At 62.6% G+C, this 22,695-nt stretch carries 24 protein-coding genes; 15 read left to right on the plus strand and 9 right to left on the minus strand.

Annotated features, from left to right (window positions below; genetic code table 11):
• Window position 1: 1 nt before the first annotated feature.
• Complete coding sequence (locus tag AC1RKJ_RS12750; protein WP_492791323.1) at window positions 2-316, minus strand: hypothetical protein; 315 nt, start codon at window positions 314-316, stop codon at window positions 2-4.
• Between the two features lie 160 nt (window positions 317-476).
• On the opposite strand from AC1RKJ_RS12750, the gene AC1RKJ_RS12755 reads away from it, so the two are divergent.
• Window positions 477-875: a metallopeptidase family protein gene (locus tag AC1RKJ_RS12755; RefSeq protein WP_492791324.1), complete on the plus strand. Its 399-nt coding sequence runs from the start codon at window positions 477-479 to the stop codon at window positions 873-875.
• A 174-nt stretch (window positions 876-1,049) separates the two neighbouring features.
• On the plus strand, window positions 1,050-1,655 hold the full coding sequence (gene leuD, locus AC1RKJ_RS12760; RefSeq protein ID WP_492791325.1) for a 3-isopropylmalate dehydratase small subunit: 606 nt from the start codon (window positions 1,050-1,052) through the stop codon (window positions 1,653-1,655).
• Window position 1,656: 1 nt separating this feature from the next.
• On the opposite strand, the gene AC1RKJ_RS12765 is transcribed toward leuD, so the two are convergent.
• Complete coding sequence (locus tag AC1RKJ_RS12765; RefSeq protein ID WP_492791326.1) at window positions 1,657-2,538, minus strand: HpcH/HpaI aldolase/citrate lyase family protein; 882 nt, start codon at window positions 2,536-2,538, stop codon at window positions 1,657-1,659.
• A gap of 114 nt (window positions 2,539-2,652) precedes the next feature.
• On the opposite strand from AC1RKJ_RS12765, the gene AC1RKJ_RS12770 reads away from it, so the two are divergent.
• Window positions 2,653-3,306 (plus strand): carbonic anhydrase, encoded by a 654-nt coding sequence (locus tag AC1RKJ_RS12770; RefSeq protein ID WP_492791327.1) that lies wholly within the window; start codon window positions 2,653-2,655, stop codon window positions 3,304-3,306.
• 4 nt (window positions 3,307-3,310) lie between these two features.
• Here the strand turns inward: AC1RKJ_RS12770 and AC1RKJ_RS12775 are convergent, their stop codons facing one another.
• Window positions 3,311-3,892: a TIGR00645 family protein gene (locus tag AC1RKJ_RS12775; RefSeq protein WP_492791328.1), complete on the minus strand. Its 582-nt coding sequence runs from the start codon at window positions 3,890-3,892 to the stop codon at window positions 3,311-3,313.
• 22 nt (window positions 3,893-3,914) lie between these two features.
• Window positions 3,915-4,949, minus strand: coding sequence for an aspartate-semialdehyde dehydrogenase (locus AC1RKJ_RS12780; protein ID WP_492791329.1), 1,035 nt, complete (start codon window positions 4,947-4,949; stop codon window positions 3,915-3,917).
• 211 nt (window positions 4,950-5,160) lie between these two features.
• Between AC1RKJ_RS12780 and AC1RKJ_RS12785 the strand changes: the two genes are divergently transcribed.
• From AC1RKJ_RS12785 to AC1RKJ_RS12795, 3 genes are all read left to right on the plus strand, one after another.
• Window positions 5,161-6,000 (plus strand): hypothetical protein, encoded by an 840-nt coding sequence (locus tag AC1RKJ_RS12785; RefSeq protein ID WP_492791330.1) that lies wholly within the window; start codon window positions 5,161-5,163, stop codon window positions 5,998-6,000.
• Between the two features lie 40 nt (window positions 6,001-6,040).
• On the plus strand, window positions 6,041-6,778 hold the full coding sequence (locus tag AC1RKJ_RS12790) for a hypothetical protein (protein WP_492791331.1): 738 nt from the start codon (window positions 6,041-6,043) through the stop codon (window positions 6,776-6,778).
• 137 nt (window positions 6,779-6,915) lie between these two features.
• Window positions 6,916-7,293, plus strand: coding sequence for a hypothetical protein (locus AC1RKJ_RS12795; protein WP_492791332.1), 378 nt, complete (start codon window positions 6,916-6,918; stop codon window positions 7,291-7,293).
• A 104-nt stretch (window positions 7,294-7,397) separates the two neighbouring features.
• Here AC1RKJ_RS12795 and leuB read toward each other — a convergent pair whose 3' ends face one another.
• Window positions 7,398-8,510, minus strand: coding sequence for a 3-isopropylmalate dehydrogenase (gene leuB / locus AC1RKJ_RS12800; protein ID WP_492791333.1), 1,113 nt, complete (start codon window positions 8,508-8,510; stop codon window positions 7,398-7,400).
• Between the two features lie 177 nt (window positions 8,511-8,687).
• On the opposite strand from leuB, the gene AC1RKJ_RS12805 reads away from it, so the two are divergent.
• Window positions 8,688-9,869 carry a YbfB/YjiJ family MFS transporter gene (locus AC1RKJ_RS12805; protein WP_492791334.1) on the plus strand — a complete coding sequence of 394 codons (1,182 nt, stop codon included), beginning with the start codon at window positions 8,688-8,690 and terminating at the stop codon, window positions 9,867-9,869.
• 109 nt (window positions 9,870-9,978) lie between these two features.
• On the opposite strand, the gene typA is transcribed toward AC1RKJ_RS12805, so the two are convergent.
• Together typA and AC1RKJ_RS12815 are read right to left on the minus strand one after the other, a co-directional pair.
• Window positions 9,979-11,805 (minus strand): translational GTPase TypA, encoded by a 1,827-nt coding sequence (gene typA / locus AC1RKJ_RS12810; protein ID WP_492791335.1) that lies wholly within the window; start codon window positions 11,803-11,805, stop codon window positions 9,979-9,981.
• Between the two features lie 238 nt (window positions 11,806-12,043).
• Window positions 12,044-13,453: a TAXI family TRAP transporter solute-binding subunit gene (locus AC1RKJ_RS12815; RefSeq protein WP_492791336.1), complete on the minus strand. Its 1,410-nt coding sequence runs from the start codon at window positions 13,451-13,453 to the stop codon at window positions 12,044-12,046.
• A 345-nt stretch (window positions 13,454-13,798) separates the two neighbouring features.
• Here AC1RKJ_RS12815 and AC1RKJ_RS12820 point away from each other — a divergent pair, with 345 nt between their 5' ends.
• Together AC1RKJ_RS12820 and AC1RKJ_RS12825 are read left to right on the plus strand one after the other, a co-directional pair.
• Window positions 13,799-14,089, plus strand: coding sequence for a 4a-hydroxytetrahydrobiopterin dehydratase (locus AC1RKJ_RS12820; RefSeq protein ID WP_492791337.1), 291 nt, complete (start codon window positions 13,799-13,801; stop codon window positions 14,087-14,089).
• An 82-nt stretch (window positions 14,090-14,171) separates the two neighbouring features.
• The gene (locus AC1RKJ_RS12825; protein ID WP_492791338.1) at window positions 14,172-14,549 is read left to right on the plus strand and encodes a YkvA family protein; all 378 of its coding nucleotides are present in this window, start codon (window positions 14,172-14,174) and stop codon (window positions 14,547-14,549) included.
• Between the two features lie 136 nt (window positions 14,550-14,685).
• Here the strand turns inward: AC1RKJ_RS12825 and AC1RKJ_RS12830 are convergent, their stop codons facing one another.
• The gene (locus AC1RKJ_RS12830) at window positions 14,686-15,660 is read right to left on the minus strand and encodes an NADPH:quinone oxidoreductase family protein (protein ID WP_492791339.1); all 975 of its coding nucleotides are present in this window, start codon (window positions 15,658-15,660) and stop codon (window positions 14,686-14,688) included.
• Between the two features lie 428 nt (window positions 15,661-16,088).
• On the opposite strand from AC1RKJ_RS12830, the gene AC1RKJ_RS12835 reads away from it, so the two are divergent.
• The 6 genes from AC1RKJ_RS12835 to AC1RKJ_RS12860 all read left to right on the plus strand — a co-directional run bounded on the left by AC1RKJ_RS12835 (window position 16,089) and on the right by AC1RKJ_RS12860 (window position 21,137).
• A complete protein-coding gene (locus AC1RKJ_RS12835; protein WP_492791340.1) occupies window positions 16,089-16,724 on the plus strand; it encodes an invasion associated locus B family protein in 636 nt (211 codons plus the stop codon).
• A gap of 106 nt (window positions 16,725-16,830) precedes the next feature.
• Complete coding sequence (gene rlmN, locus AC1RKJ_RS12840; RefSeq protein ID WP_492791341.1) at window positions 16,831-18,045, plus strand: dual-specificity RNA methyltransferase RlmN; 1,215 nt, start codon at window positions 16,831-16,833, stop codon at window positions 18,043-18,045.
• Between the two features lie 4 nt (window positions 18,046-18,049).
• Window positions 18,050-18,523 carry a hypothetical protein gene (locus tag AC1RKJ_RS12845; protein ID WP_492791342.1) on the plus strand — a complete coding sequence of 158 codons (474 nt, stop codon included), beginning with the start codon at window positions 18,050-18,052 and terminating at the stop codon, window positions 18,521-18,523.
• Between the two features lie 70 nt (window positions 18,524-18,593).
• Window positions 18,594-19,421 (plus strand): phosphatase PAP2 family protein, encoded by an 828-nt coding sequence (locus tag AC1RKJ_RS12850; RefSeq protein WP_492791343.1) that lies wholly within the window; start codon window positions 18,594-18,596, stop codon window positions 19,419-19,421.
• Window positions 19,422-19,521: 100 nt separating this feature from the next.
• The gene (gene argG / locus AC1RKJ_RS12855) at window positions 19,522-20,859 is read left to right on the plus strand and encodes an argininosuccinate synthase (RefSeq protein ID WP_492791344.1); all 1,338 of its coding nucleotides are present in this window, start codon (window positions 19,522-19,524) and stop codon (window positions 20,857-20,859) included.
• Window positions 20,860-20,897: 38 nt separating this feature from the next.
• The gene (locus AC1RKJ_RS12860; protein ID WP_492791345.1) at window positions 20,898-21,137 is read left to right on the plus strand and encodes a hypothetical protein; all 240 of its coding nucleotides are present in this window, start codon (window positions 20,898-20,900) and stop codon (window positions 21,135-21,137) included.
• A gap of 170 nt (window positions 21,138-21,307) precedes the next feature.
• On the opposite strand, the gene AC1RKJ_RS12865 is transcribed toward AC1RKJ_RS12860, so the two are convergent.
• Window positions 21,308-22,618 (minus strand): OmpA family protein, encoded by a 1,311-nt coding sequence (locus AC1RKJ_RS12865; RefSeq protein ID WP_492791346.1) that lies wholly within the window; start codon window positions 22,616-22,618, stop codon window positions 21,308-21,310.
• Window positions 22,619-22,695 lie beyond the last annotated feature (77 nt).

A 22,695-nucleotide genomic window follows, 5' to 3' on the forward strand; every position in this document is an offset into this window, starting at 1 on the left:
GTTACCCGCGCCAATGGCAGTTCATGCGCGGCACGATCACCGTTCCGCTCGGACGGTATTCCTGCTCGTAATACGCGTTGCAGACCCGCACCGAATTCGGCCCCGGATAATTTGAACCGCGATAGACCGGGACGCGGCGCGGTGCGCGCCGAATGACCCTGCGGCTCTGCGCGGAAAAGTCCTGCACCATCGGCCCTGAAGTCCGCGCCTGTGGCGTCGCCGCGACCGCCGGCGTCTCTGCCCGTGCACTGCCTGGCATCGCCAGCGCAATCGCGCCCGCGCAAAGACCAAAAAGAATTGCCGAAGTCCGCATCATGGTGGCGTCCCGTGCTTTCAATTCGCGTTCCGTGAGCGGCAACGTCTCCGATTGAGACGGGCGCGTCAACATCAAGAAGCCGCCGGTCGAAGCCCTGCTGCGGCAATCCAGCGTCCGATGCACTCTTGGCCCCGCCCGCCAAGCCCTCTAAACAAGGCCGATGTGGCCGACAGCAAAATCCCCCACCCTTGAGGACATCGAATCCATCGCGCATGACGCCTACGCGCGCCTGCCCAAACATTTCCGGGACCTGTGCGAAGGACTGATCATCCAGACCGACGACTTCCCCTCGGATGAGGTTCTCGAGGAGATGAAAGCGCAGAGCGAGTTCGATCTGCTCGGGCTCTTCCAGGGCGTCGGCCTGCCGTTCCGCTCGAGCGGCGATATCGCGCCGATGCCGAACATGATCTGGCTCTATCGTCGCCCCATCCTCGATTACTGGGCCGAGCATGACGAGACGCTCGGCCATATCGTCACGCACGTTCTGGTGCACGAGATCGGCCACCATTTCGGCCTGTCGGACGACGACATGGAGGCCATCGAGGCGAGCGTGATCTAAGGCGTGATCCCGAAAAGCGGGATCCGGTTTTCGGACAAGATCTGCCCCTTCACGCAGCGCACGCCGCACGTCTGCGCATGGCGTTCATGATGTGTCCTCCCTCAGCGCATAGCCTTGACGGCCACGATGATGTATTTAGAACAGCTCAAATTGCATCCGGTTCACGGGAACATCATGGACAAGTTTACGACACTCGAAGGCGTGGCGGCACCCTTGAAGATCATCAATGTCGACACCGACATGATCATCCCGAAGCAGTACCTCAAGACCATCAAGCGCACTGGCCTCGGCAAGGGCCTGTTCTCCGAACAGCGCTACAAGGACGACGGCAGCGAGAACCCGGATTTCGTGCTCAACAAGCCTTCCTATCGCAAGGCCAAGATTCTTGTGGCCGGCGACAATTTCGGTTGCGGATCGAGCCGCGAACACGCGCCCTGGGCGCTGGCCGACTTCGGCATCCGCTGCGTCATCTCGACGTCGTTCGGCGATATTTTCTACAACAACTGCTTCAAGAACGGGATCCTGCCGATCCGGGTGTCGCAGGACGAACTCGACAAGCTGTTCGACGACGCCGACCGCGGTGCCAACGCCACGCTGACAGTCGATCTCGAAAAGCAGGAAATCCGCGGGCCCGACGGCGGCACGATCAAGTTCGAGATCGATCCGTTCCGCAAGCATTGCCTGTTCAACGGCCTCGACGACATCGGCCTCACGATGGAGAAGGGCCAGTCCATCGACGTGTTCGAGGCGAAGGAAAAAGCCTCGCGGCCGTGGTTGTAATTTAGTTCGTCTTCAAAGCCGTGATCGCGTCAGCAATCGCGATAGTGCGCTTCGCCATCTCGACATGCAGCCGTTCGACCATTTGTCCGTCGAGCTGAACCACACCCTTGCTGGCGTTTTCCGGCAGATCGAACACACCCATGATCTTGCGCGCTCGGGCGATCTCATCCGCCGGTGGCGTATAGGCCGCGTTCGCCGCGTCAATCTGGCCCGGATGGATCAGCGTCTTGCCGTCGAAGCCCATATCGCGGCCCTGCGCGCATTCTTTCGCGAAGCCGGCGACGTCGCTGATGTCGTTATAGGGGCCGTCGAGAATTTCGAGGCCGTAAGCCCGCGCGGCCAGGATGCAATGCGCGAACAGCGGCAGCATCGCCGTGCGCCCCGGCAGCATCCGCATCCGCGTCTCGCGCGCGATGTCGTTCGGCCCCATGATGAAGCCCACAAGCCGTTTGTCGCCTTCGCGCGCCGTGGCCGCAATCTGTTCCGCAGACAGAACGCCGATCGGCGTCTCGATCATCGCCCAGAGGCCGATCGCCGGATCGGCCTTGAGCACGCGCAGACGCTCCTCAAGCTTTTTCACGTCATCCGGACTTGAGATTTTCGGCACCAGAATTCCGTCCGGCCGCGCGGCCGCAGCCATGGCCAGATCGTCTTGCCACCACGGCGATTCCAGATTGTTGATGCGAATGATGATTTCGCGCCTGCCGAAACCCCTGGCCGCGACTGCTTCCGCGATCTGGTCCCGCGCCACAGGCTTGGCGTCGGGCGCGACGGAATCCTCAAGATCCAGGATCACGCCGTCGGCCGGAAGGTTGCGCGCCTTGTCGAGCGCCCGTGCATTGGAGCCCGGCATGAACAAGACACTGCGGCGCGGACGGTTCATCGTTTTGTTCCTGAATTCGGATTGCCTGCGTTAGCACTTCGGATCACGGCCCGAAAGACTTGTCCCGGGCTGCCAGCTAGGTTAGCCAACGGGGGAAAATTTGCGAGGCTTCCCATGTCGCCCTTTCCTGAACGCCTGCTTGCCGGCTATCAGGCCTTCGTCACCGAGCGCCTGCCCACCGAACAGTCCCGTTATCGCGAACTGTCCCAGGGCGGCCAGTCACCTGAATCCATGGTGATCGGGTGCTGCGACTCCCGCGTCTCTCCGGAAGTGATTTTCGATGCTGGTCCCGGCGAACTGTTCGTGGCGCGCAACGTCGCCAATCTGGTCCCGGTCTATCAGCCTGACGGCAATGCGCATGGCGTATCGGCGGCGCTGGAATATGCGGTTCAGGTCCTGCAGGTGAAGCATATCGTCGTACTTGGCCATGCGCAGTGCGGCGGCATCCGCGCGTTCGTCGACAAGAGCGCGCCGCTGACGCCCGGCGACTTTATCGGCAAATGGATGTCGATGTTCGTCAAGCCGGGTGAAATCGTCGAGCAGCGCGACCACGAAACGATGCAGCAATTCGTCACGCGAATCGAGAAGGCAGCGGTGCTGCGCAGCCTCGAAAACCTGATGACATTTCCGTTCGTGAAAAGTCCCGTCGAGAGCGGCAAACTGCGACTGCACGGCGCTTATTTCGGCGTCGCCGAAGGTTCATTGTCGATCGTCGATCAGACCACGAACGAGTTCAGCCGCGTCTATCACAGCGTGTTGAGCAACTAGTGGTTTAATGTCCGGCCTTGTCGGACGCGCCGTGGCCGCCGAGCCGGTCCGACCACACGATCAGCAGCGTCGAAACCACGAACACGAGATGGATGCCGGCCAGCCAGCCCATCTTCTGCGCATCGAACGCCACGTCGATATTCATGAAAGCCTTGAGCACCTGGATCGCCGAAATCGCGACGATCGACGCCAGCAATTTTTGCTTCAACCCCGCGAAGTCGACCTTGGTCATCCATTCCGGCCAGTCCGGATGGCCGCGCGGATCGATCCGTGACACGAAATTCTCGTAGCCCGAGAACACCACGATCAGGATCAGGTTGCCCGTCAGCGACACGTCGATCAGCGACAGCACGCCGAGAATGATGTCGGATTCCTTCGCCGCCGGCGCGTGAAGCACAAACTCGATCAGCAGCAGCACGAATTTGTAGAGCAGCACCACAAGGCTGACGACGAGGCCGAGATAGAACGGCGCCATCAGCCACCGGCTGTTGAACAAAACCGTTTCGAAACCGTATTCGGCCCGCTTCAGCGAAGGATTCGGCTGGTAGGCAGCGGGTGTGGGATGCTCCGAAGGTTTCTCTGACATCCCCCCACCCGTGCCGGTTTGCTTAAGCCGCTTTTTTCTTCGCGCTGATCAGCTTGCGGTTGACGAGACATTCTGCGATCTGGACCGCGTTCAGCGCGGCGCCCTTGCGCAGGTTGTCCGACACGCACCACAGCACGAGGCCGTTCTCCACCGTGGCATCCTCGCGGATACGGCTGATGTAGGTGGCGTCCTCGCCCGCAGCTTCATACGGCGTGACGTAGCCGCCCGGTTCGCGCTTGTCGATCACGAGACAGCCCGGCGCATTGCGCAGGATGTCGCGGGCTTCATCGGCCGAAATCGGATTCTCGAATTCGATGTTCACCGATTCCGAATGGCCGACAAACACCGGGACGCGCACGCAGGTCGCGGACATCTTGATTTTGGGATCAAGAATTTTCTTGGTCTCCATCATCATCTTCCACTCTTCCTTGGTGTAGCCGTCCTCCATGAACACGTCGATTTCCGGAATCACGTTGAACGCGATCCGCTTCGGGAATTTCTTATTGATGAGTTCGCTGTTGGTATAGACGGCCTTGGTCTGCGTGAACAACTCGTCCATCGCATCCTTGCCCGCGCCGGACACCGACTGATAGGTCGACACCACCACGCGCTTGATCACCGCCTTGTCGTGCAGCGGCTTCAGCGCGACCACGAGTTGCGCGGTCGAGCAATTCGGATTGGCGATGATGCCCTTCTTCGTGAAGCCCGCGACAGCATCGGCGTTCACTTCAGGCACGATCAGTGGAACATCCGGGTCCATGCGCCAGGTCGAGGAATTGTCGATCACGACAGCGCCGGCAGCAGCGATCTTCGGCGACCACTCCTTGGACACGGCTCCGCCCGCCGACATCAAGCAGATGTCGACATCGCTGAAATCGTAATGCTCGAGCGCTTTGCATTTCAGGGTGCGGTCGCCATAGGACACCTCGACGCCCATGCTGCGGCGCGAGGCGAGTGCCACCACCTCATCAGCAGGAAACTTGCGTTCGTCCAGAATGTTGAGCATTTCCCGGCCCACGTTGCCGGTCGCTCCAACTAGCGCAACCTTGTAACCCATCGTTGACTCTCCGAAGAAAAAAGCCTCGCCCTGACCGTCCGCGGAAAGGGAAGAGGCAGCGCTTCTATGCGAAAAACCGCCCAAATACAACGCAGAAGCAACTGCGGGGGCAGGTCTGGCGTCAAGCGGCGGAAGTTCGCGATCCGTGGCTACGGCGGTGGCTCGTTCCCGTTTTCAAAGACCGGAACAGAACGTCCGCCCAGAGTCGCCCATGAACCCGACCGCGCTCGACCAGCCTGTCCTGAACACCTCCGGTATCCATCCGGCGCTGCGCAGCTTCGCCGACGAATGCGGCGCGGTCGCGGTGCGCATCCTGGCCTATATCTGCGGCCTCACGGTCCTCGCGGTTCTCGCCGTTGATCTGTTCTCGGCAGCCCCGGTTGCCGCCAACACCCAGATGCCGGCTCTGCGCGGCTGGACACCGGCCAGCCGGCCGCATCCGGCATTCGCGATCAGCAAGCTGGATTTATCCGACAGAACAGATGCTTACGAAATCCTGCGGCACCCGGAAGGGGGCCGCAAGGACACCCTGCGCTGGGCGCTTACGGCGAGTGAGCCGCCGACCGCCGAGGTCGAAATCTACCGTCCCGGCGGCGAACTCGACGGCTTTGCCGCCGCCGACGCCGACGTCGCGGCCCGGATGGCCGGTCATCCGACCAGGGACCTGACCGGCGACATCGAGCCCGCGGGCGTCATCGACACCAAATTCGGACGGGTCACGCTGCTGCGTTTGAGCGGGGCTGCCCTTCCCGGCAAGCAGGCCTGCCTTGGGTTCGTCAAAACCTTCACCGCGCCCAACCTCAGGATCAGCGGGTGGGCCTGTCAGGCCGACACGCTGAGCGGCCAGAGGGCATTTCTCGGCTGCACGCTGAACCGGCTGACGCTGCTGTCGGCGGGCAACGATCCCAGGATGGCCGAACTGTTCGCGCGAGCCGAATTGAAACGCGACACTTGCAGCACCATGACCACGGCTTCCGCGAAATGGGCTTCGGCCAACTGGATCACCACCCGCGACGCGCCGCCGCTTCGCGGCGGACTCACACAAGATTGAAATTCTGCAAACTGAAATTCTGGAATTCAGGAATCGGACAATGTCTTTCGAGCGAGGCCATATCGAAACCGCCGGCAATTACGCCGGCAAGGCGGTACGCTATTCCTTCTACGCTGTAGGAACGATTGTACTCGCCCTCATCGGCACGACGATCATACGTGTCTCGAATTTCTTCGATCAGCCGACCCGCGTCAGCACCAAGGCCTCTTTCGAGATCACGTCGCCTGACATCGCGCGGCTGTCATCCACGCGCAACTCGGCGAAATTCAACGCGGGATGGCAGGAAACCGTGCAATACGGCCAGGTTTACGACCGCAACACCGACTTCACCCTCGTGGTCAACATGCCGTCCAATCCGGATACGCCGGTCGTCCGTGACTATTCGTCGGAGATGTCCAGCCTGCGTCCGCTGCTGCGCACGGCCTATATGGGAGGGGTGAGCAACTACTACGATCTTCAAACCCGCTTCGGGCCGGTCCGCGCCGCGAATTTCCAGATCAACTCCGACGGCCAGACCAAGCTCTGCGTCTCGTATCTCAGCCGCTTCGACACCACCGCCGTCTACATCAAGGGCTGGTATTGCGAAGCCAGCGGCGCGCGCCCGAACTTCCATACGCTGGCCTGCATGATCGACCGCATCACGCTGAAGGGCGTGCTGCCGACGGCGGCGGCGCAATCCTTCTTCGAGGAACGAATAAAGCGCTCCGCGCGTTGCAGCGCTGAGCCCGTGTCGCAGACCACGGACACACGGCCGCCGCGACCGCCTCGCCGCCTCTGAAGACTGGAATCGCACCTTCCCGCCCTATCTTGAGCACGGGCGGAACGATCCTCTGGCAAGTGTGGCCCATTGGTCCTTGTGGGAGGCTACCGGAAACGGGTATGGTGCGGCGCAATTGAGAATGTGACGAGGATTCAATGGCTTTGAAGTACCCGGGCGCGAAAACACTGGCGATATTGCTGGCAACGGCCGCGATTGCGACCGCCGGATTCGGGGTTACCGCCGCCGATGCCCAGACCCGGAAACGCGTCATTCAGGACGACCCGACCTATGACGGTCCGCCGCGCAAAGCAGTCAACTCGTCCTACCAGAGAGGCCGGACCCGCGTTTACGTGACGCGCCGCTCCTGGCTCGACGCCGGCACCGAAGTGCGTCCCGGCGAGCGCAAGTTCACCGATTACGCCTTCCCGCCCGGCTACTCCTACGGCCAGCAGATCGACCGGCTGTACACCAGCCGCCGTCCGCTCGGCGATCAGTGGGACACCGGCACGCCGTTCCCGTTCCCGCTGTACTGATCTCCGGTTTTGGGGTCATGCCCCAACAAAAATGCCCGGCGCGAGCCGGGCATTTTTCATAAGGCGATCCGGTGACGAACTTCGCCCCATAAGGCGAAATGGTGTCACGCGGTCAGAGCGTCCAGTTCGGCAACAATCGCCTCGCCCATCTGCGATGTGCTGACCACGGTCGAGCCCTCGGACTTGATATCGCCGGTGCGCAGCCCCTTCGCCAGCGTCGATGCGATGGCTTGATCGATCAGGTCCGCTTCCTTCGGCATGTCGAACGAATAACGCAGCGCCATGCCGAACGAGGTCAGCATCGCGACCGGATTGGCCAATCCCTTGCCCGCGATGTCCGGCGCCGAACCATGCACCGGCTCGTACAGCGCCTTGCGCTTTTTGGTTTTCGGATCGACCTCGCCCAATGATGCCGACGGCAGCATGCCGAGCGAACCGGTCAGCATCGCCGCGATATCCGAGAGAATGTCGCCGAACAGATTGTCGGTGACGATGACGTCGAACTGCTTGGGCTGACGCACGAGCTGCATCGCGCCGGAATCGGCGAGCTGATGCTCAAGCTGGACGTCCTTGTATTCGCGCGCATGCACTTGCGTCACGACTTCCTTCCACAACACGCCGCTCTTCATGACGTTGTGCTTTTCCATCGACGTCATCTTGTTGCGGCGCTTGCGCGCCAGTTCGAACGCGACGCGCGTGATGCGCTCGATCTCGTAGGTGTCGTAGACCTGCGTATCGACGGCGCGCTTCTGGCCGTTGCCAAGATCGGTGATGGTCTTCGGCTCGCCGAAGTAAACACCGCCGGTGAGTTCGCGCACGATCATGATGTCGAGCCCCTCGACAACTTCTTTCTTGAGGCTCGAGGATTCCGCCAGCGCCGGATAGCAGATCGCCGGACGCAGATTGGCGAACAGCGCCATGTCCTTGCGCAGGCGCAAGAGGCCCGCTTCGGGGCGCGCTTCATAAGGAACGTCCGCCCACTTCGGGCCGCCGACCGCGCCGAAGATCACCGCGTCCGCCGCCTGCGCGCGCGCCATGGTGGCGTCGGTGATCGCAACCTTGTCGGCATCGTAGCTCGATCCGCCGACCAGACCCTGCTCGGTCTCGAATTTCGCAATGCCGCGCTTGCCGAACCAGTCGATGACACGCGTCACCTCCGCCATCACTTCGGTGCCGATACCGTCGCCGGGAAGAAGCAGCAGCTTGTGCGTCGCCATGATCGATATGCCTTTGGAATCTTGGATTGTCTGCATTTTCAGGAATTGAGGATTGTCCGCAATTCGCGCGGACTTGCTAAAGCGCCCTTGCAGAATTGGCAAGACACCATTGCCCTTACACGATTGGTCAAGACCAGCCGAAGCTGCCAAAGTGGCCGTCCTGCCGGAGCATTTCCCGTGACACTCCCCGATTCCACCCCGTTCGCGCGCCCCCTGCGCATGATCCTGATCCTGTCGCTGGCGCCCGCCATCGGGCTCGGCATCGGCCGCTTCGCCTATTCGCTGGTGCTGCCGGACATGCGCGACGCGCTCGGCTGGTCCTATTCGACCGCGGGCTTCATGAACACGGTCAACGCCATCGGCTATCTCGCCGGCGCGCTGGGCGCGGCTTCCTTTATCCGCCGCGTCGGCCTGTTCCGCGCGACATGGATCGGCGCGCTGGCCTGCGTCATATCGCTAATGATTTGCGCGCTGTCCGGCAACGTCGTCATCTTCAGTTTCGGGCGTCTGCTCTCGGGTCTTGGCGCCGCGGCGGCCTTCGTCGGCGGCGGCGCGCTCGCGGCCACCATCGCGCAATCGCGGCCGGCGCAATCGGCCTTGCTGCTCAGCCTGTTCTATACCGGACCGGGCACAGGCCTGATCGCATCGGGACTGGCAGCACCCTTCCTGCTGCAATATTTCGGTCCCGGTTCGTGGTGGATCGTCTGGACGGCGCTAACGATCATTTCCGCAGCGATGATGATTCCGCTGCTGTTCAATCGCATCGACATCCCCGCGAACGAAGAGGCGTCAACGCCGGCGTCCATTCAGCTGCGGCCGATCGCCCTTTATCTCATCGGCTATTTCTTTTTCGGCGCGGGCTACATCGCCTACATGACCTTCATGATCGCCTATGTGCGCGACGGCGGCGGCGATGCCCTCGCGCAGAGCGGCTTCTGGTGCCTGATCGGCGTGATGTCGTTTGTCGGGCCATGGCTATGGCGCGGCCTGATGGGACGGAACAATGGCGGCCTCACCACCGCGATCATGATCGCCGTCACGTGCGTGGGCACCTTCATCGCATTGCTCGGAACATCGCCGTTGCTGCTGATCGCCTCGGCTTTCGTGTTCGGGCTGGCGTTCTTTCCGGTGGTTGCCGCCACCACGGCTTTTGCGCGCCTCAGTTACCCGCCGGCAGCCTGGCCCAAAATCATCAGCATTCTGACCATCGACTTCGGCCTCGGGCAGACGCTCGGCCCGTTCGTCACCGGCGCGATCACCGACGCCACGGGCAGTCTGTCCTCCGCACTCGCCGTCTCGACGGCAGCGCTGGTGCTGAGCGCGGCGCTGGTTGCGCTTCAGCGGCCGGTGCAGCCGTAACCTCGCGAACTCGTCACTACAAAAAAACGTCGCCCCGGCGTTCGCCGGGACGACATGTTGGGATATGCGAAAAGCGCGTGCGACGAAGAGGAAGACGGCCGAGGGCGTGTTAGCCCGCGACCAGCGCTTCCTTGGTCTTCTCGGCGCGCTTGCGGTCGTTGGCGTCGAGGTGACGCTTGCGCAGGCGGATCGACTTCGGGGTGATTTCCACCAGCTCGTCGTTCTCGATGTAGGCCAGCGCCTTTTCCAGCGTCATGCGGATCGGCGGCGTCAGACGCACCGCTTCATCCTTCGACGTCGTGCGGATGTTGGTGAGCTGCTTGCCCTTGAGCACGTTGATCTCGAGATCGTTCTCGCGGGTGTGCTCGCCGACGATCATGCCCTTGTAGACCTTCCAGCCCGGCTCGATCATCATCGGGCCGCGGTCTTCCAGCTTGAACATGGCGTAAGCGACGGCTTCGCCCTGATCGTTGGAAATCAGCACGCCGTTGCGGCGGCCCTGGATGTCGCCCTTGTAGGGCAGGTAGTCGTGGAACAGGCGGTTCATGATCGCCGTGCCGCGGGTGTCGGTCATCAGTTCGCCCTGATAGCCGATCAGGCCGCGCGTCGGCGCGTAGAACACCAGACGCAGACGGTTGCCGCCGGAGGGGCGCATCTCGATCATCTCGGCCTTGCGCTCGCTCATCTTCTGCACGACCACGCCGGAGAATTCCTCGTCGACGTCGACCACGACTTCCTCGATCGGCTCAAGCAGCTGGCCGTTGTCGTCCTTGGTCAGAACGACGCGCGGACGCGACACGGACAGTTCGAAGCCTTCGCGGCGCATGTTCTCGATCAGGATCGCGAGCTGCAATTCGCCGCGGCCCGACACTTCCATCGAGTCCTTGTCGGCGGCTTCAACCACGCGCAGCGCGACGTTGCCTTCGGCTTCGCGCAGCAGGCGGTCGCGGATCAGGCGGCTGGTGACCTTGTCGCCTTCGGTGCCGGCGAGCGGCGAGTTGTTGACGATGAACGACATCGACACGGTCGGCGGATCGATCGGCTGCGCCTGGATCGGCGTGTCGACGGTGGGATCGCAGAACGTGTCGGCGACGGTGCCCTTGGTGAGGCCCGCGATGGCGACGATGTCGCCGGCTTCTGCGAGCTCGACCGGCTGGCGCTCGAGGCCGCGGAACGCGAGGATCTTGGTGATGCGGCCGGTTTCGACCGTCTTGCCGTCGCGCGACAGCACCTTCACCGCCTGGTTCGGCTTCACCGATCCGGACGCGATGCGGCCGGTGATGATGCGGCCGAGATAGGGGTTGGCTTCGAGAATGGTGCCGAGGAGACGGAACGGACCTTCTTCGACCACCGGCGGCGCGACATGCTTGATGACGAGATCAAACAGCGGCCGCATACCGTTGCCGTTGTCCTCGGCAGTGGTGCCCATCCAGCCGTTCTTGCCGGAGCCGTAGAGAATCGGGAAATCGAGCTGATCGTCGGTGGCGTCGAGCGCCGCGAACAGGTCGAACACTTCATTGACGACTTCGATGACGCGCGCGTCGGGACGATCGACCTTGTTGATGGCGACGATCGGCTTGAGGCCGAGCTTGAGCGCCTTGCCGACCACGAACTTGGTCTGCGGCATCGGGCCTTCGGCGGCGTCGACGAGAACGATCACGCCGTCGACCATCGACAGGATGCGCTCGACCTCGCCGCCGAAATCGGCGTGGCCCGGCGTGTCGACGATGTTGATGCGGGTGTCTTCCCACTCGACCGAGGTGCACTTGGCCAGAATGGTGATGCCGCGCTCGCGTTCGATGTCGTTGGAGTCCATCGCGCGCTCGACCTGCCGCTGGTTGTCGCGGTAGGTGCCGGATTGCTGGAGCAGCTTGTCGACGAGGGTCGTCTTGCCATGGTCGACGTGGGCGATGATGGCGATGTTTCGCAGATTCATGTTCGTTTCGTTCTGGCCGCTGTCAGCGCGGTCCGCAAAAGGTGGCGGTTGCACGGGAGAGAACTCTTCAAAAAGAGTCTGCCCAAAAAAGAGCTTGCCCGGTCCATGATGAACCGGGCACTCGATACCGTTGCGGCGCAATATAGTCAGAAATCGCTCAAAAACAATCGGCAAAGCGGCTGTTTTTGGCCTTTTCGCGGGTTTGCTTAAACCGCCAAAAAAGACCTCAAAACAGGCCTCAGGCCACCTGACTCCGGGCCACCCGGGGCGAATTGTCGGGCATATCGATCAAAAACGCCTTCCGGTCGGCCACCGCGTTGTGGAACTGCTCCAGCGCGATGCTGAAAGCGGTCAGCGAACCCTCCTCGATGGCGCCGTCCTCGAAGCAATGCAGCGTCTCGCGCATGATCTCGTCGGCCTCCGCCTGCATGGCGTCGAGTTCGTCGATCGAGGTGGTTTTTCGCGCGGCGGTCAGCATTTCCAGCAGGCGTTCGCGCAGGCCTGAATTGGTGACGCGCTCGTCCTTGCGCAGATAGCTCGCAAACCACGCGCCGGCCGAGCCGAGCGCGGACAGCGCCATCAGGCTGCCCCAGATGTAATCGCTGTACTTGTCGAGGAAGCTTTTTTCCTCCCCGTCGACATAGGCCGCAGCACCCGGATGCGCCGGAATCGCGGCGTCCTTGTCGGTGTCCGGCGTCTCGAGCTTCGCGGTCTGCGGGAATTCGTTCTGAACCGCCTGCCGGATCGAGAACAGTTCGCGGGTCAGCGCGCCGGCGGTGGTTTCCGACAGCGATTTCCGCGCGACGATGTGATGCGCGAACGCGATGGTGTCGATCTTGTCGTCGGGCCGGACCGGCTTTGCGCCGAACGTGCCGGCGGGAATTTCGCCGGACTCATAGACCGGAAATTTTTGCGCGATGGCGTCGGCGGTATCCAGCGTCAGGAACGTGGCTTCCTTCCCGTCGCGGGTGGTGGCCGCGATAGCGTCCGCGGTGATCTTGCTGTTGAGCGGCCCGACCGCGAGGAAGGCGTCGAGCTTTTCATTCTTGACCGCCTCGGCGAAGCCGGTGGTGGTGAACTGCACCACGTGAACGCTCTCGGGCTTCACGCCGGATTGCGTCAGGATCACCTTCAGCAGATTGACGTTGGCCTGGGTGCGGCCGATCACGCCGATGCGTTTTCCGGCGAGCTGCTCGATCTTGGTGATGCCGCCTTTTTTCTTTCCGGTGCCAATGGCCCACAGCACGGCGAAATTCTTCCGGATGCTGGCGATGGCCTGCGCATCCTTCGGCAGTTCGACGTCGCCGCGGACCACCGCGAGATCGGCAGTGCCGGCGTTGAGGCTCGCCGCGCTGGCGCTGGTGCCGTCGGTGACGATCGGGCGAAGCCGCACATACTTGCGCTCGCGCGACAGGGTCTGCGCGATCGACTGGATGACCTTGACGTCATCGCTGTAGGGAGGTCCGACCGCAATCCGCAAATGGACCGGACGGTTCAGGTAATAGGTCGCGCCGACCACGGCGGCCACGGTCGCCAGCACGGCGGCGACCACCACCAGCATGGCCTTCATCTTGTGCGGCCGGGGGGCACCGGGCTGTCGCGGAAGCTCGGCTGCCGTCGATCTGGAAAACATGTCGCTCAAGCTCATGGTTCACCACGCGTCCGGCGTTCGGCCGCATCATACCAGAGGAATGGGATACTTGCAGGTTCCATATGGGTCATGGTTAGCGCCAGCCGGAAGGCTTTTCCGTGGTGAACGGACCCATTGCTGTCGGTATTTGTTTGGGATGACAAGGCCTAGTGTGGTGGCTCGCAAGTCCGCATCATTTCTACAGCACGGCCTTTTGCGGACTTGCGAGCCAAAACCACACTAGAATCCATGATTTCCAGTGTCCTTTTGAATCCGAAGTTCGCTATGGAGATGCCGCAAGATGAGGCGAACTTCGGATTCAGGACACTGGCTGTAAAGTTCAGGTGAACGAAGGAGACAGCAATGGTTGAACGGCTCTCTGCCGAGGCGCGCGCGGCGGCGCTGGCAAAACTGAACGGCTGGTCGGATGTGCCCGGCCGCGACGCCATCGCCCGGGCGTTCACGTTCAAGGATTTCAACGAGGCGTTCGGGTTCATGACCCGCGCGGCGCTGGTCGCCGAGAAAAGCGACCATCATCCGGAGTGGCGCAACGTCTACAAGACCGTCGAGGTGGTGCTCTCCACCCACGACGCCGGCGGGGTCACCAGCCGCGACATCGCGCTGGCCGAGGCCATGAACAGGATCGCGGGCTGAGATCGCCGTCTTGTAGCGGGTTGTGCGGTTCTTATCTGATGGAAGCGCGTTGCCGCGAGCAACCGCCTGAGGGAACCCGACCATGACGTCCGACGACACGGTGCATTTCGGTCCGGCCGAGAAGCTTGCGAAAGATCCCGAGCGCGTGCGCAAGGGATTCTGGATCAAGCTGAAGCGCGTCGCGACCAGGCTGCCTTTCGCCGAGGATCTGCTCGCCGCGTATTATTGCGCGTTCGACCGCGAGACGCCGCGCCATGTGCAGGCGGCGCTGCTCGGCGCCATCGCGTATTTCGTGCTGCCGTTCGACTTCGTTCCCGACGTGCTGCCGATCCTCGGCTTCACCGATGACGCGGCGGTGCTCGCCACCGCGATCCGGATGGTGTCGAGCCATATCACCCCGGAGCATCGCGCGGCTGCGCACACCGCAATGACGCGTGGGCTGGATGAGGCGGAAGGCTGAGTTTGGTAAGATGTCTCAACTCGTCATGCCCGGCCTTGTGCCGGCAACCACGCCTTCCTTGATTTAACTTTCGCAAGACGTGGATGGCCGGGACAAGCCCGGCCATGACGTCGAGAATTCAATACTTTGCTTCATCTCACGGATGCAGGATCACCTTGCCCATGGCCTTGCGCTCGGCAAGCACCTTGAGGGCGTCGGTGGTTTTCTCCAGCGGGAAAGTGCTGTCGACGTGGGATGAAATCTTTCCCTCCGCCGCCCACTTCATCAGCTTTTCGAGCGCGGCGCGGCCCTGCTTCGGCTCGCGCTTCATGTGCGCGCCCCAGAACACGCCGCGAATGTCGCAGCCCTTGAGCAATGCGAGATTGAGCGGGATCTTCGGAATTTCTCCGGCGGCGAACCCGATCACCAGGAAGCGTCCCTTCCATCCGAGCGAGCGCACGCCGGTTTCAGCATAAGCGCCGCCGACCGGATCGAACACGATGTCGATGCCCTTTTCGCCGCCGGCCTTCTTGAGCGCTTCCCTCAGATCTTCCTTGGCGTAGTTGATGGTGAGATCCGCGCCGTGCTTCTTGGCGAATTCAAGTTTCTCGTCGCTCGACGCGCAGGCGATCACCTTCAGTCCGAGCACCTTGCCGAGTTCGCAGGCGGCAAGGCCGACGCCGCCCGCCGCGCCGAACACCGCGAGCGTCTCGCCCGGTTTCGGATCGGCGCGATCCTCCAGCGCATGAAGTGCGGTGCCGTAGATCACGATGACGCCGGCGGCGCGGTCGAAGTCGAGATTGTCCGGGATCTTCACAGCCGCACTCGCGGGCAGCGCGATCTTCTGCCGCGCGCCGTTGTGCCCGCAGGACGCAGCGACCCGATCGCCCGGCTTGAGATCGGTCACGCCCGCGCCGACGCTTTCGACCACGCCCGCGATTTCAGCGGCCGGTGAAAACGGAAACGGCGGCTTCACCTGATATTTTCCCTGGATCATCAGCAGGTCGAAAAAATTCAGCGCCGCCGCCTTGATCGCGATGACGACTTCGCCCGGCCCCGGGATCGGATCGGGAATATCGCTCAACACCAGATCGTCGGGACCGCAATACTGCGAGCAGAGAATGGCTTTCATCGAGACACCTGAAGAGTTCAAGGAAACGGACACAGGCGGTCTTCTTGCCGGATTTGGCACGACCGGACAATCGCTAATGATCCGGTTCTGACATTCGTATCGCATCTTTGCGGGCACTTTACGAATGTCAGAACCGAAGGATCATTAGAATTATATTTTGCAAGTGTCCTTTCGTATCCGACGTTCGCCCGGAATGCGCTGCAACGTGAAGCGAACGTCGGATACGGGACACTTGCGGCACCGAACTATGTTTGAAAAGCTGTTGTCCTGAGCGGGACCGCTCCGTCCGCATGGATGCAAAGTCGCGGTTGCGACAAAGCGTTGCGGCGAAGGTTAACTTTCCAACAAGCGGTTTGGGGTCTATTGCACATCCCCACGGAATGGCGAGCCATCTTCCAGTCACAATATTGAAGGAACCAGTTCCGGTGATGTCCTTGCAGCGAACGTTGATTGTTTTCGTGGCGGCCCTGCCGGTTTTCGGCTTTGCATTTGCCGCCTCCGCACAAACCCCGCAGAGCAAGTCCGCGAAACCCGCGCCGAAGGCAGCGCCTGCGCCCGCAAAATCCTCTGCGAAGAGCGCGCCCGCGAAGCCTGCACCCGCGGCCGCCGGCAATGCCGAGCCTTCGCTGATCGGCCAGTTCGGCACCTGGGGCGCCTACACCGCGACACCGAACGGCAAGAAAGTCTGCTTCGCGCTCGCCAAGCCCGCGTCATCGAAAACCAATCCGCCGAACCGGCCGCGCGATCCGTCCTATGCTTTCATTTCGACGCGCCCCGGCGAGAAGGTGTCGAACGAAGTCTCGATCATGATCGGCTACACGCTGAAGCCGGGCTCCGAAGGATCGGTTGAGGTCGGCGGCGCGCGTTATGCGATGTACACCCAGGGCGACGGGCTCTGGATCAAGAACGCCGCCGAGGAAGACCGTCTGGTGGAGGCGCTGCGCAAGGGTGCCGACGCGGTGGTCAAGGGCACCTCCGCCAAGGGCACCGAGACCACCGACACGTTCCCGCTGAAGGGCCTGTCGCAGGCGCTGGACAAGCTGGCGCAGGAGTGCAAGCGCTAAAGACGGTCGCAATTGCCGGATAGAGGCTCTATATAGCGGGTCACGGGGCTTTGGGTTCCGTCGCGCCCGGCCTTGCCGCTGCAATTTTCCCGAGACACGTATCGATATGACGATCACCGAAGCCTCAGGCGTCCCGGAGTTGGGCGTCCTCGAAAAGACCGCCCTTGAAACCTACGTGCCACCGGCCAAGCCGTCGCTGGTCGGGCTGTCGCGCGAGGAACTGGCGGAACGTCTCGGCGACATCGGCGTGGCACCGGGTCAGCGCAAGATGCGCGTGCAGCAACTCTGGCACTGGATGTATGTGCGCGGCGCGCAGACCTTCGCCGACATGACCAACGTGTCGAAAGACATGCGCGCGCAACTCGAACAGCATTACACCGTGGACCGGCCCGAGGTCGTCGCCGAACAGATCTCGAACGACGGCACGCGCAAGTGGCTGCTGCGGCTGCCGAGCGGTCACGCCTCCGAGCGCCCGCATGAGGTCGAGTGCGTCTACATTCCCGAAACCGATCGCGGAACTCTTTGTGTGTCGTCGCAGGTCGGCTGCACGCTGAACTGCACGTTCTGTCACACCGGCACGCAGCGGCTGGTGCGCAATCTCACCGCGGGCGAAATCGCCGGACAGGTGATGGTGGCGCGGGATCGTCTCAACGACTGGATCGACCGCGAGACGCCGAACGGCAACCGCCTCGTCACCAACGTGGTGATGATGGGCATGGGCGAGCCGCTGTACAATTTCGAAGCGGTGCGCGACGCGCTGCTGATTGTTTCCGACAACGAAGGCATCGGCATTTCCCGCCGCCGCATCACGCTCTCCACATCGGGCGTGGTGCCGAACATCGCGCGCACGGGCGATGAGATCGGCGTGATGCTCGCGATCTCGCTGCATGCGGTGCGCGACGAATTGCGCGACGAGCTGGTGCCGCTGAACAAGAAGTACAACATCAAGGAATTGCTGGACGCCTGCCGTGCCTATCCCGGCTCGTCCAATTCGCGCCGCATCACCTTCGAGTATGTGATGCTGAAGGGCGTCAACGATTCGCTGGATGACGCGAAGCTGCTGGTGAAGCTGCTCAAGGGCATCCCGGCCAAGATCAATCTCATTCCGTTCAATCCGTGGCCCGGCACCAAATATGAGTGCTCGGACTGGGACCAGATCGAGAAGTTCTCCGAGTATGTTTTCAACGCCGGCTATTCGTCGCCGGTGCGCACGCCGCGCGGACGCGATATTCTCGCCGCCTGCGGGCAGTTGAAGTCTGAGACAGAAAAACTCTCGGCGCGCGAACGTCAGGCGCTGCGCGCGATGGCGATGACGGATTAATTCCATGGCCGTGATCGGACGACTGTTCGCAATCTTCTTCGGCTTTCTCCTCGCCTGCTTCGTGGCCGGCGCGGTCGTGCTGTACGCGATCTTCTTTCCGGAGATGAACGACGTCTCGCTCGATGTCGATCAGGGCGCGATCAATCTGGTGCTCGGGTTCGGCTTCATGCTGGTCAGCGGTTTCGCGCTGCTGCCGGCGCTCGTGATCGCGCTGGTCACCGAGGCGTTTTCGATCCGGCACATCCTCGCCTACGCGGTCGCGGGCGGCATCGCGGGCCTGCTGTGCTATCTCGGCTTCATTCCGTTCGACACCGTGAACATGACGTTCAACGGCATCGTGCGCCGGCATCTCGAAGTCATGGTCGGCGCGGGCATTCTCGGCGGAGTGATCTACTGGATGATCGCAGGCCGCAACGCGGGCGCGTGCCGTTCGCTGCCGTCAGCGCCACCGCCGTCCCTGCCGCCGATCCCGCGCTGACGTTAGGGTCTGCGCGATTGCGGCGAATGCACCGCTTTTCATCATTGATCGCCTCGGCTAAACACCGGCCATGAACCGTACCGGCCTCTTTATCGCGCTTGGATTGTCGCTCGTTTTCGGATTGCTGTTCGGGCTCTATCCCGAACTCGATCTGAAAGCCGCGGCGTATTTCTACGACGCGACGGCCAAGACCTTTCCATTGAAGACGGTGACGTGGGCGATGATCGCGCGCGACGGCGCGATGTGGATCGCATGGGCGTTCGTCATCCCGTCCATTGTCGCCCTCGTCGTCAAGCTGGTGCGGCCGGTGAAGCCGCTGATGATGTCCGGCCGCGCGATGACGTTCCTGCTGGTGACGATGCTGCTGTCGGCGATCGTGCTGTCGAACATCGTGTTCAAGGGATACTGGGGCCGTCCGCGTCCCGTCACCGTGACGGAGTTCGCGGGCAAGCTCGACTTCGTGCCGTGGTGGGACCCGCGCGGCGCGTGTCCGAAAAACTGCTCGTTCTTTTCCGGCGAAGGCGTGACTGCGTTCTGGACCTATGCGCCCGCAGCGCTGACGCCACCGGCCTGGCGTCCCGCAGCTTACGTCGCGGCGACCGCATTCGGCCTTGCCACGGGCGGATTGCGGATGGCGTTCGGCGGACACTTCCTGACCGACGTGCTGTTCTCAGGCAGCGTTGCGTTTCTCGTGGTCTGGCTGGCCTACGCCCTGATCTATCGCTGGCCCTCGACGCGGCTGTCCGACTACGGCGTCGATGCGTGGCTCACCCGGTTTGCGTGGCCGGGCTACCGCTGGATGCAAAAGCGCCTCGGCCGCGATGTGGGCGACGCGCCGCGATTGCGGCCGGGCGCGGAAACGCCGGCTCAGGACGCGCCCTCGGTGCTGCGGCCTTAACCGGCAGAGCGAAAGCAGCCAATATCGGCGGCCTTCCCATCGCCCCCCAATCTTTCTATAGAAAGCCGATCCCGGCCGCGGCCCATTGAATGGACGTTCCATGAGTACGATTCTGAAGAGCCTCCCCAAGGGAGAAAATGTCGGCATCGCTTTTTCGGGCGGGCTCGACACCAGCGCGGCGCTGCTTTGGATGAAGCAGAAAGGCGCCCGCGTCTTTGCCTATACCGCCAATCTGGGCCAGCCCGACGAGGCCGACTACGACGAGATTCCACGCAAGGCCATGGAGTTCGGCGCGGAGAAAGCGCGCCTCGTGGATTGCCGGACGCAACTGGTTCACGAAGGCATTGCCGCGATTCAATCGGGCGCCTTCCACGTCTCGACCGGCGGCATCGCCTACTTCAACACCACGCCGCTCGGCCGCGCCGTGACCGGCACGATGCTGGTCTCGGCCATGAAGGAAGACGGCGTCAACATCTGGGGCGACGGCTCGACTTACAAGGGCAACGATATCGAGCGGTTCTATCGCTACGGACTGCTGACCAATCCGGACCTGAAGATCTACAAACCGTGGCTCGACGATCAATTCATCGACGAGCTGGGCGGCCGCGCGGAAATGTCGGCGTTCATGACCAAGCATGGTTTCGCCTACAAGATGAGCGCCGAAAAAGCGTACTCGACCGACAGCAATCTTCTCGGCGCGACGCATGAGGCCAAGGATCTCGAACACCTCGACAGCGGCATCAAGATCGTCAATCCGATCATGGGCGTTCCGTTCTGGCGTGACGACTGCGCCGTCAAGGCCGAGAAGGTCTCCATAAGTTTTGTGGAAGGTCAGCCTGTTGCGCTGAACGGTGAGGCTTTCGCAAATTCCGTCGATCTGTTTCTTGAAGCCAATGCCATCGGCGGTCGGCATGGCCTCGGCATGAGCGACCAGATCGAGAACCGGATCATCGAAGCGAAGAGCCGCGGTATCTACGAGGCGCCGGGCATGGCGTTGCTGCACATCGCCTACGAACGTCTCGTCACCGGCATCCACAACGAAGACACCATCGAGCAATACCGGATCAGCGGCATGCGGCTTGGCCGCTTGCTCTATCAGGGGCGGTGGTTCGATTCGCAGGCCCTGATGCTGCGCGAGACGGCGCAGCGCTGGGTGGCGCGCGCGATCACCGGCGAGGTGACGCTCGAACTGCGCCGCGGCAACGACTACTCGATCATGAACACCGAGAGTCCCAACCTGACCTATGCGCCGGAGCGGCTGAGCATGGAGAAGGTCGAGGACGCGCCGTTCACGCCGGGCGACCGCATCGGCCAGTTGACCATGCGCAACCTCGATATTTCCGATACGCGCGGCAAACTGAATCTCTACACAAAGACCGGCTTGCTGTCGGCCGGCGAAGGCTCTCACATCCCCAGGCTCGACAGCGACAAAAGCTGAAACGCGCGGAAACGGGATTGCACATAGGCTGGTAGAACATGGGCTGGGAGCACATCGCGCCGGACGGGGAGATATTCTCCCCTCACCGCTATCCCAATGGACTCTACCGCGTGGCGGACCCTGCGCTGGGCGACGTGAAGCATCATGCGAAGAACCAGCTGTCGGCCCGCGAGGATCAGATCGAGGGCTATCTGCAACGCGGTTTCTGGCTGCGCATGAAGGGCGATGTGGCGGGAAAAGTGAATCTGATCGCGCCGTCGGAAATCAAGCGCGTCTGAACCTCTGCGCATCTGAATTTTTTGAGTGATGGCCGCCCTGTCTTCTGCGTCGTCCCCGCGAAAGCGGGGACGACATCGTGGGTGCAGACGCAGTCACAACAAGCAAGCATCGCAAAATAAAAACGGCCGGGAAATTTCCCGGCCGTTTGCATTGATGTGTACACCTCGCCTTAGCGACGCGGCGGCGCGGTGCCCGGAGGCGGTGCCGGCAGCGACGCCTGACCGCCGTTGAGCAGCGGCGTGATGTTGCGCACCGTGACGCGGCGGTTGCGGCGTTCCGGTCCGTCGGTCGGGATCTTCAGGTACTGCTCGCCGTAACCCTGCGACGTGAGGTTTTCCGCGGGCACGCCGAACTGCTGAGTCAGCAGCGTTGCGGCCGACTCGGCGCGGCGATCCGACAGCGACAGGTTGTCGACGTCGTTGCCGACCGCGTCGGTGTGACCCTCGATCAGGAACACCGTCTGCGGATTGCGCTGGATGGCGCGGTTGATGCCGTCGGCGATGACCTGCAGCTTCGCGGCCTGATCCGGCGGAATCTCCCACGACCCGGTTTCGAAGTTGATGCTGTCGAGATCGATACTCGGCATGCGCTGACGCACCGACGGGCTGTAGCGGATTTCGTCGAGCGAGTAAGGCCGTTCGATCCGCTCCACCGGAGGCGCGATCATCGTGTCGTAGATCAGATCCGGCGGCGCATCGTCGGCATCGACGATGTAGCGGTTCTGCGGAATGCGCAGCACCGGCGGCGGCAGCGAGACGAAGTAGCCGCCGATGGCGCCGGCAACCACACCGGCGGCGAGACCGGCACCGAAGCCGGGTCCGCGGGAACGGTTGTCTATGATGATGATCTCGCGTCCATCCGGACCGCGGCGGATACGCCGGAGCAGACCACCACGCTCGTCATTGATGGTGATGATCTGCGAACCGTCCGGACGCACCACGACGGTTCGCGTGTCGTTGCCGTCGCGAGTGACGCGCACGTCGCGCGCGCCGTAACGGAAACGATCGACGTCATTGTGACGCACGAACGACTGTCCGTTCGGATCCTGGATGATCACACGTCCGGGTTCGCGGATGACCGTGCGTCCGCCTTCCGTGGTCTGCTGACGCTGGCCGCGGAGATCATCCACGCGTCCGGCTGGACGCGCACCCGGCTGCTGCACCGGGATTGGCGTCGCCTGAACCGCAGGCGCGGCGGGCAACGGTGCGGCGACAGGCGCGACCGCCGGTGCGGCCGGTGTGCCCGCGGGCATTCCCGGCGGCGGTCCCTGACGCTGGCCGCGGCGTCCATCCGTTCCCATTGCGGGCGGCTGGCCCGGCGCGGCGGGAGCAGCGCCCGGCGTCGCAGGAGGTATGGCCGCGGCAGGAGGCGTTCCCGGCGCAGGTGTTGCGCCCGGCGTAGCAGGCGGTGTTGTCGTCGCAGCAGGAGGCGTTCCCGGTGCCGCTGGACGCGCGCCATCGGTGGGGCGCGGCGGCGTCACGTCACGCACGCCCGGCGCGACCGGAGGTGCATTCGGCGGACGCGGCGCTCCAGGTGCTGTCGAAGGCGCACCGGCCG

The organism is Afipia sp. GW822-FHT04G07 (genome assembly GCF_058800765.1).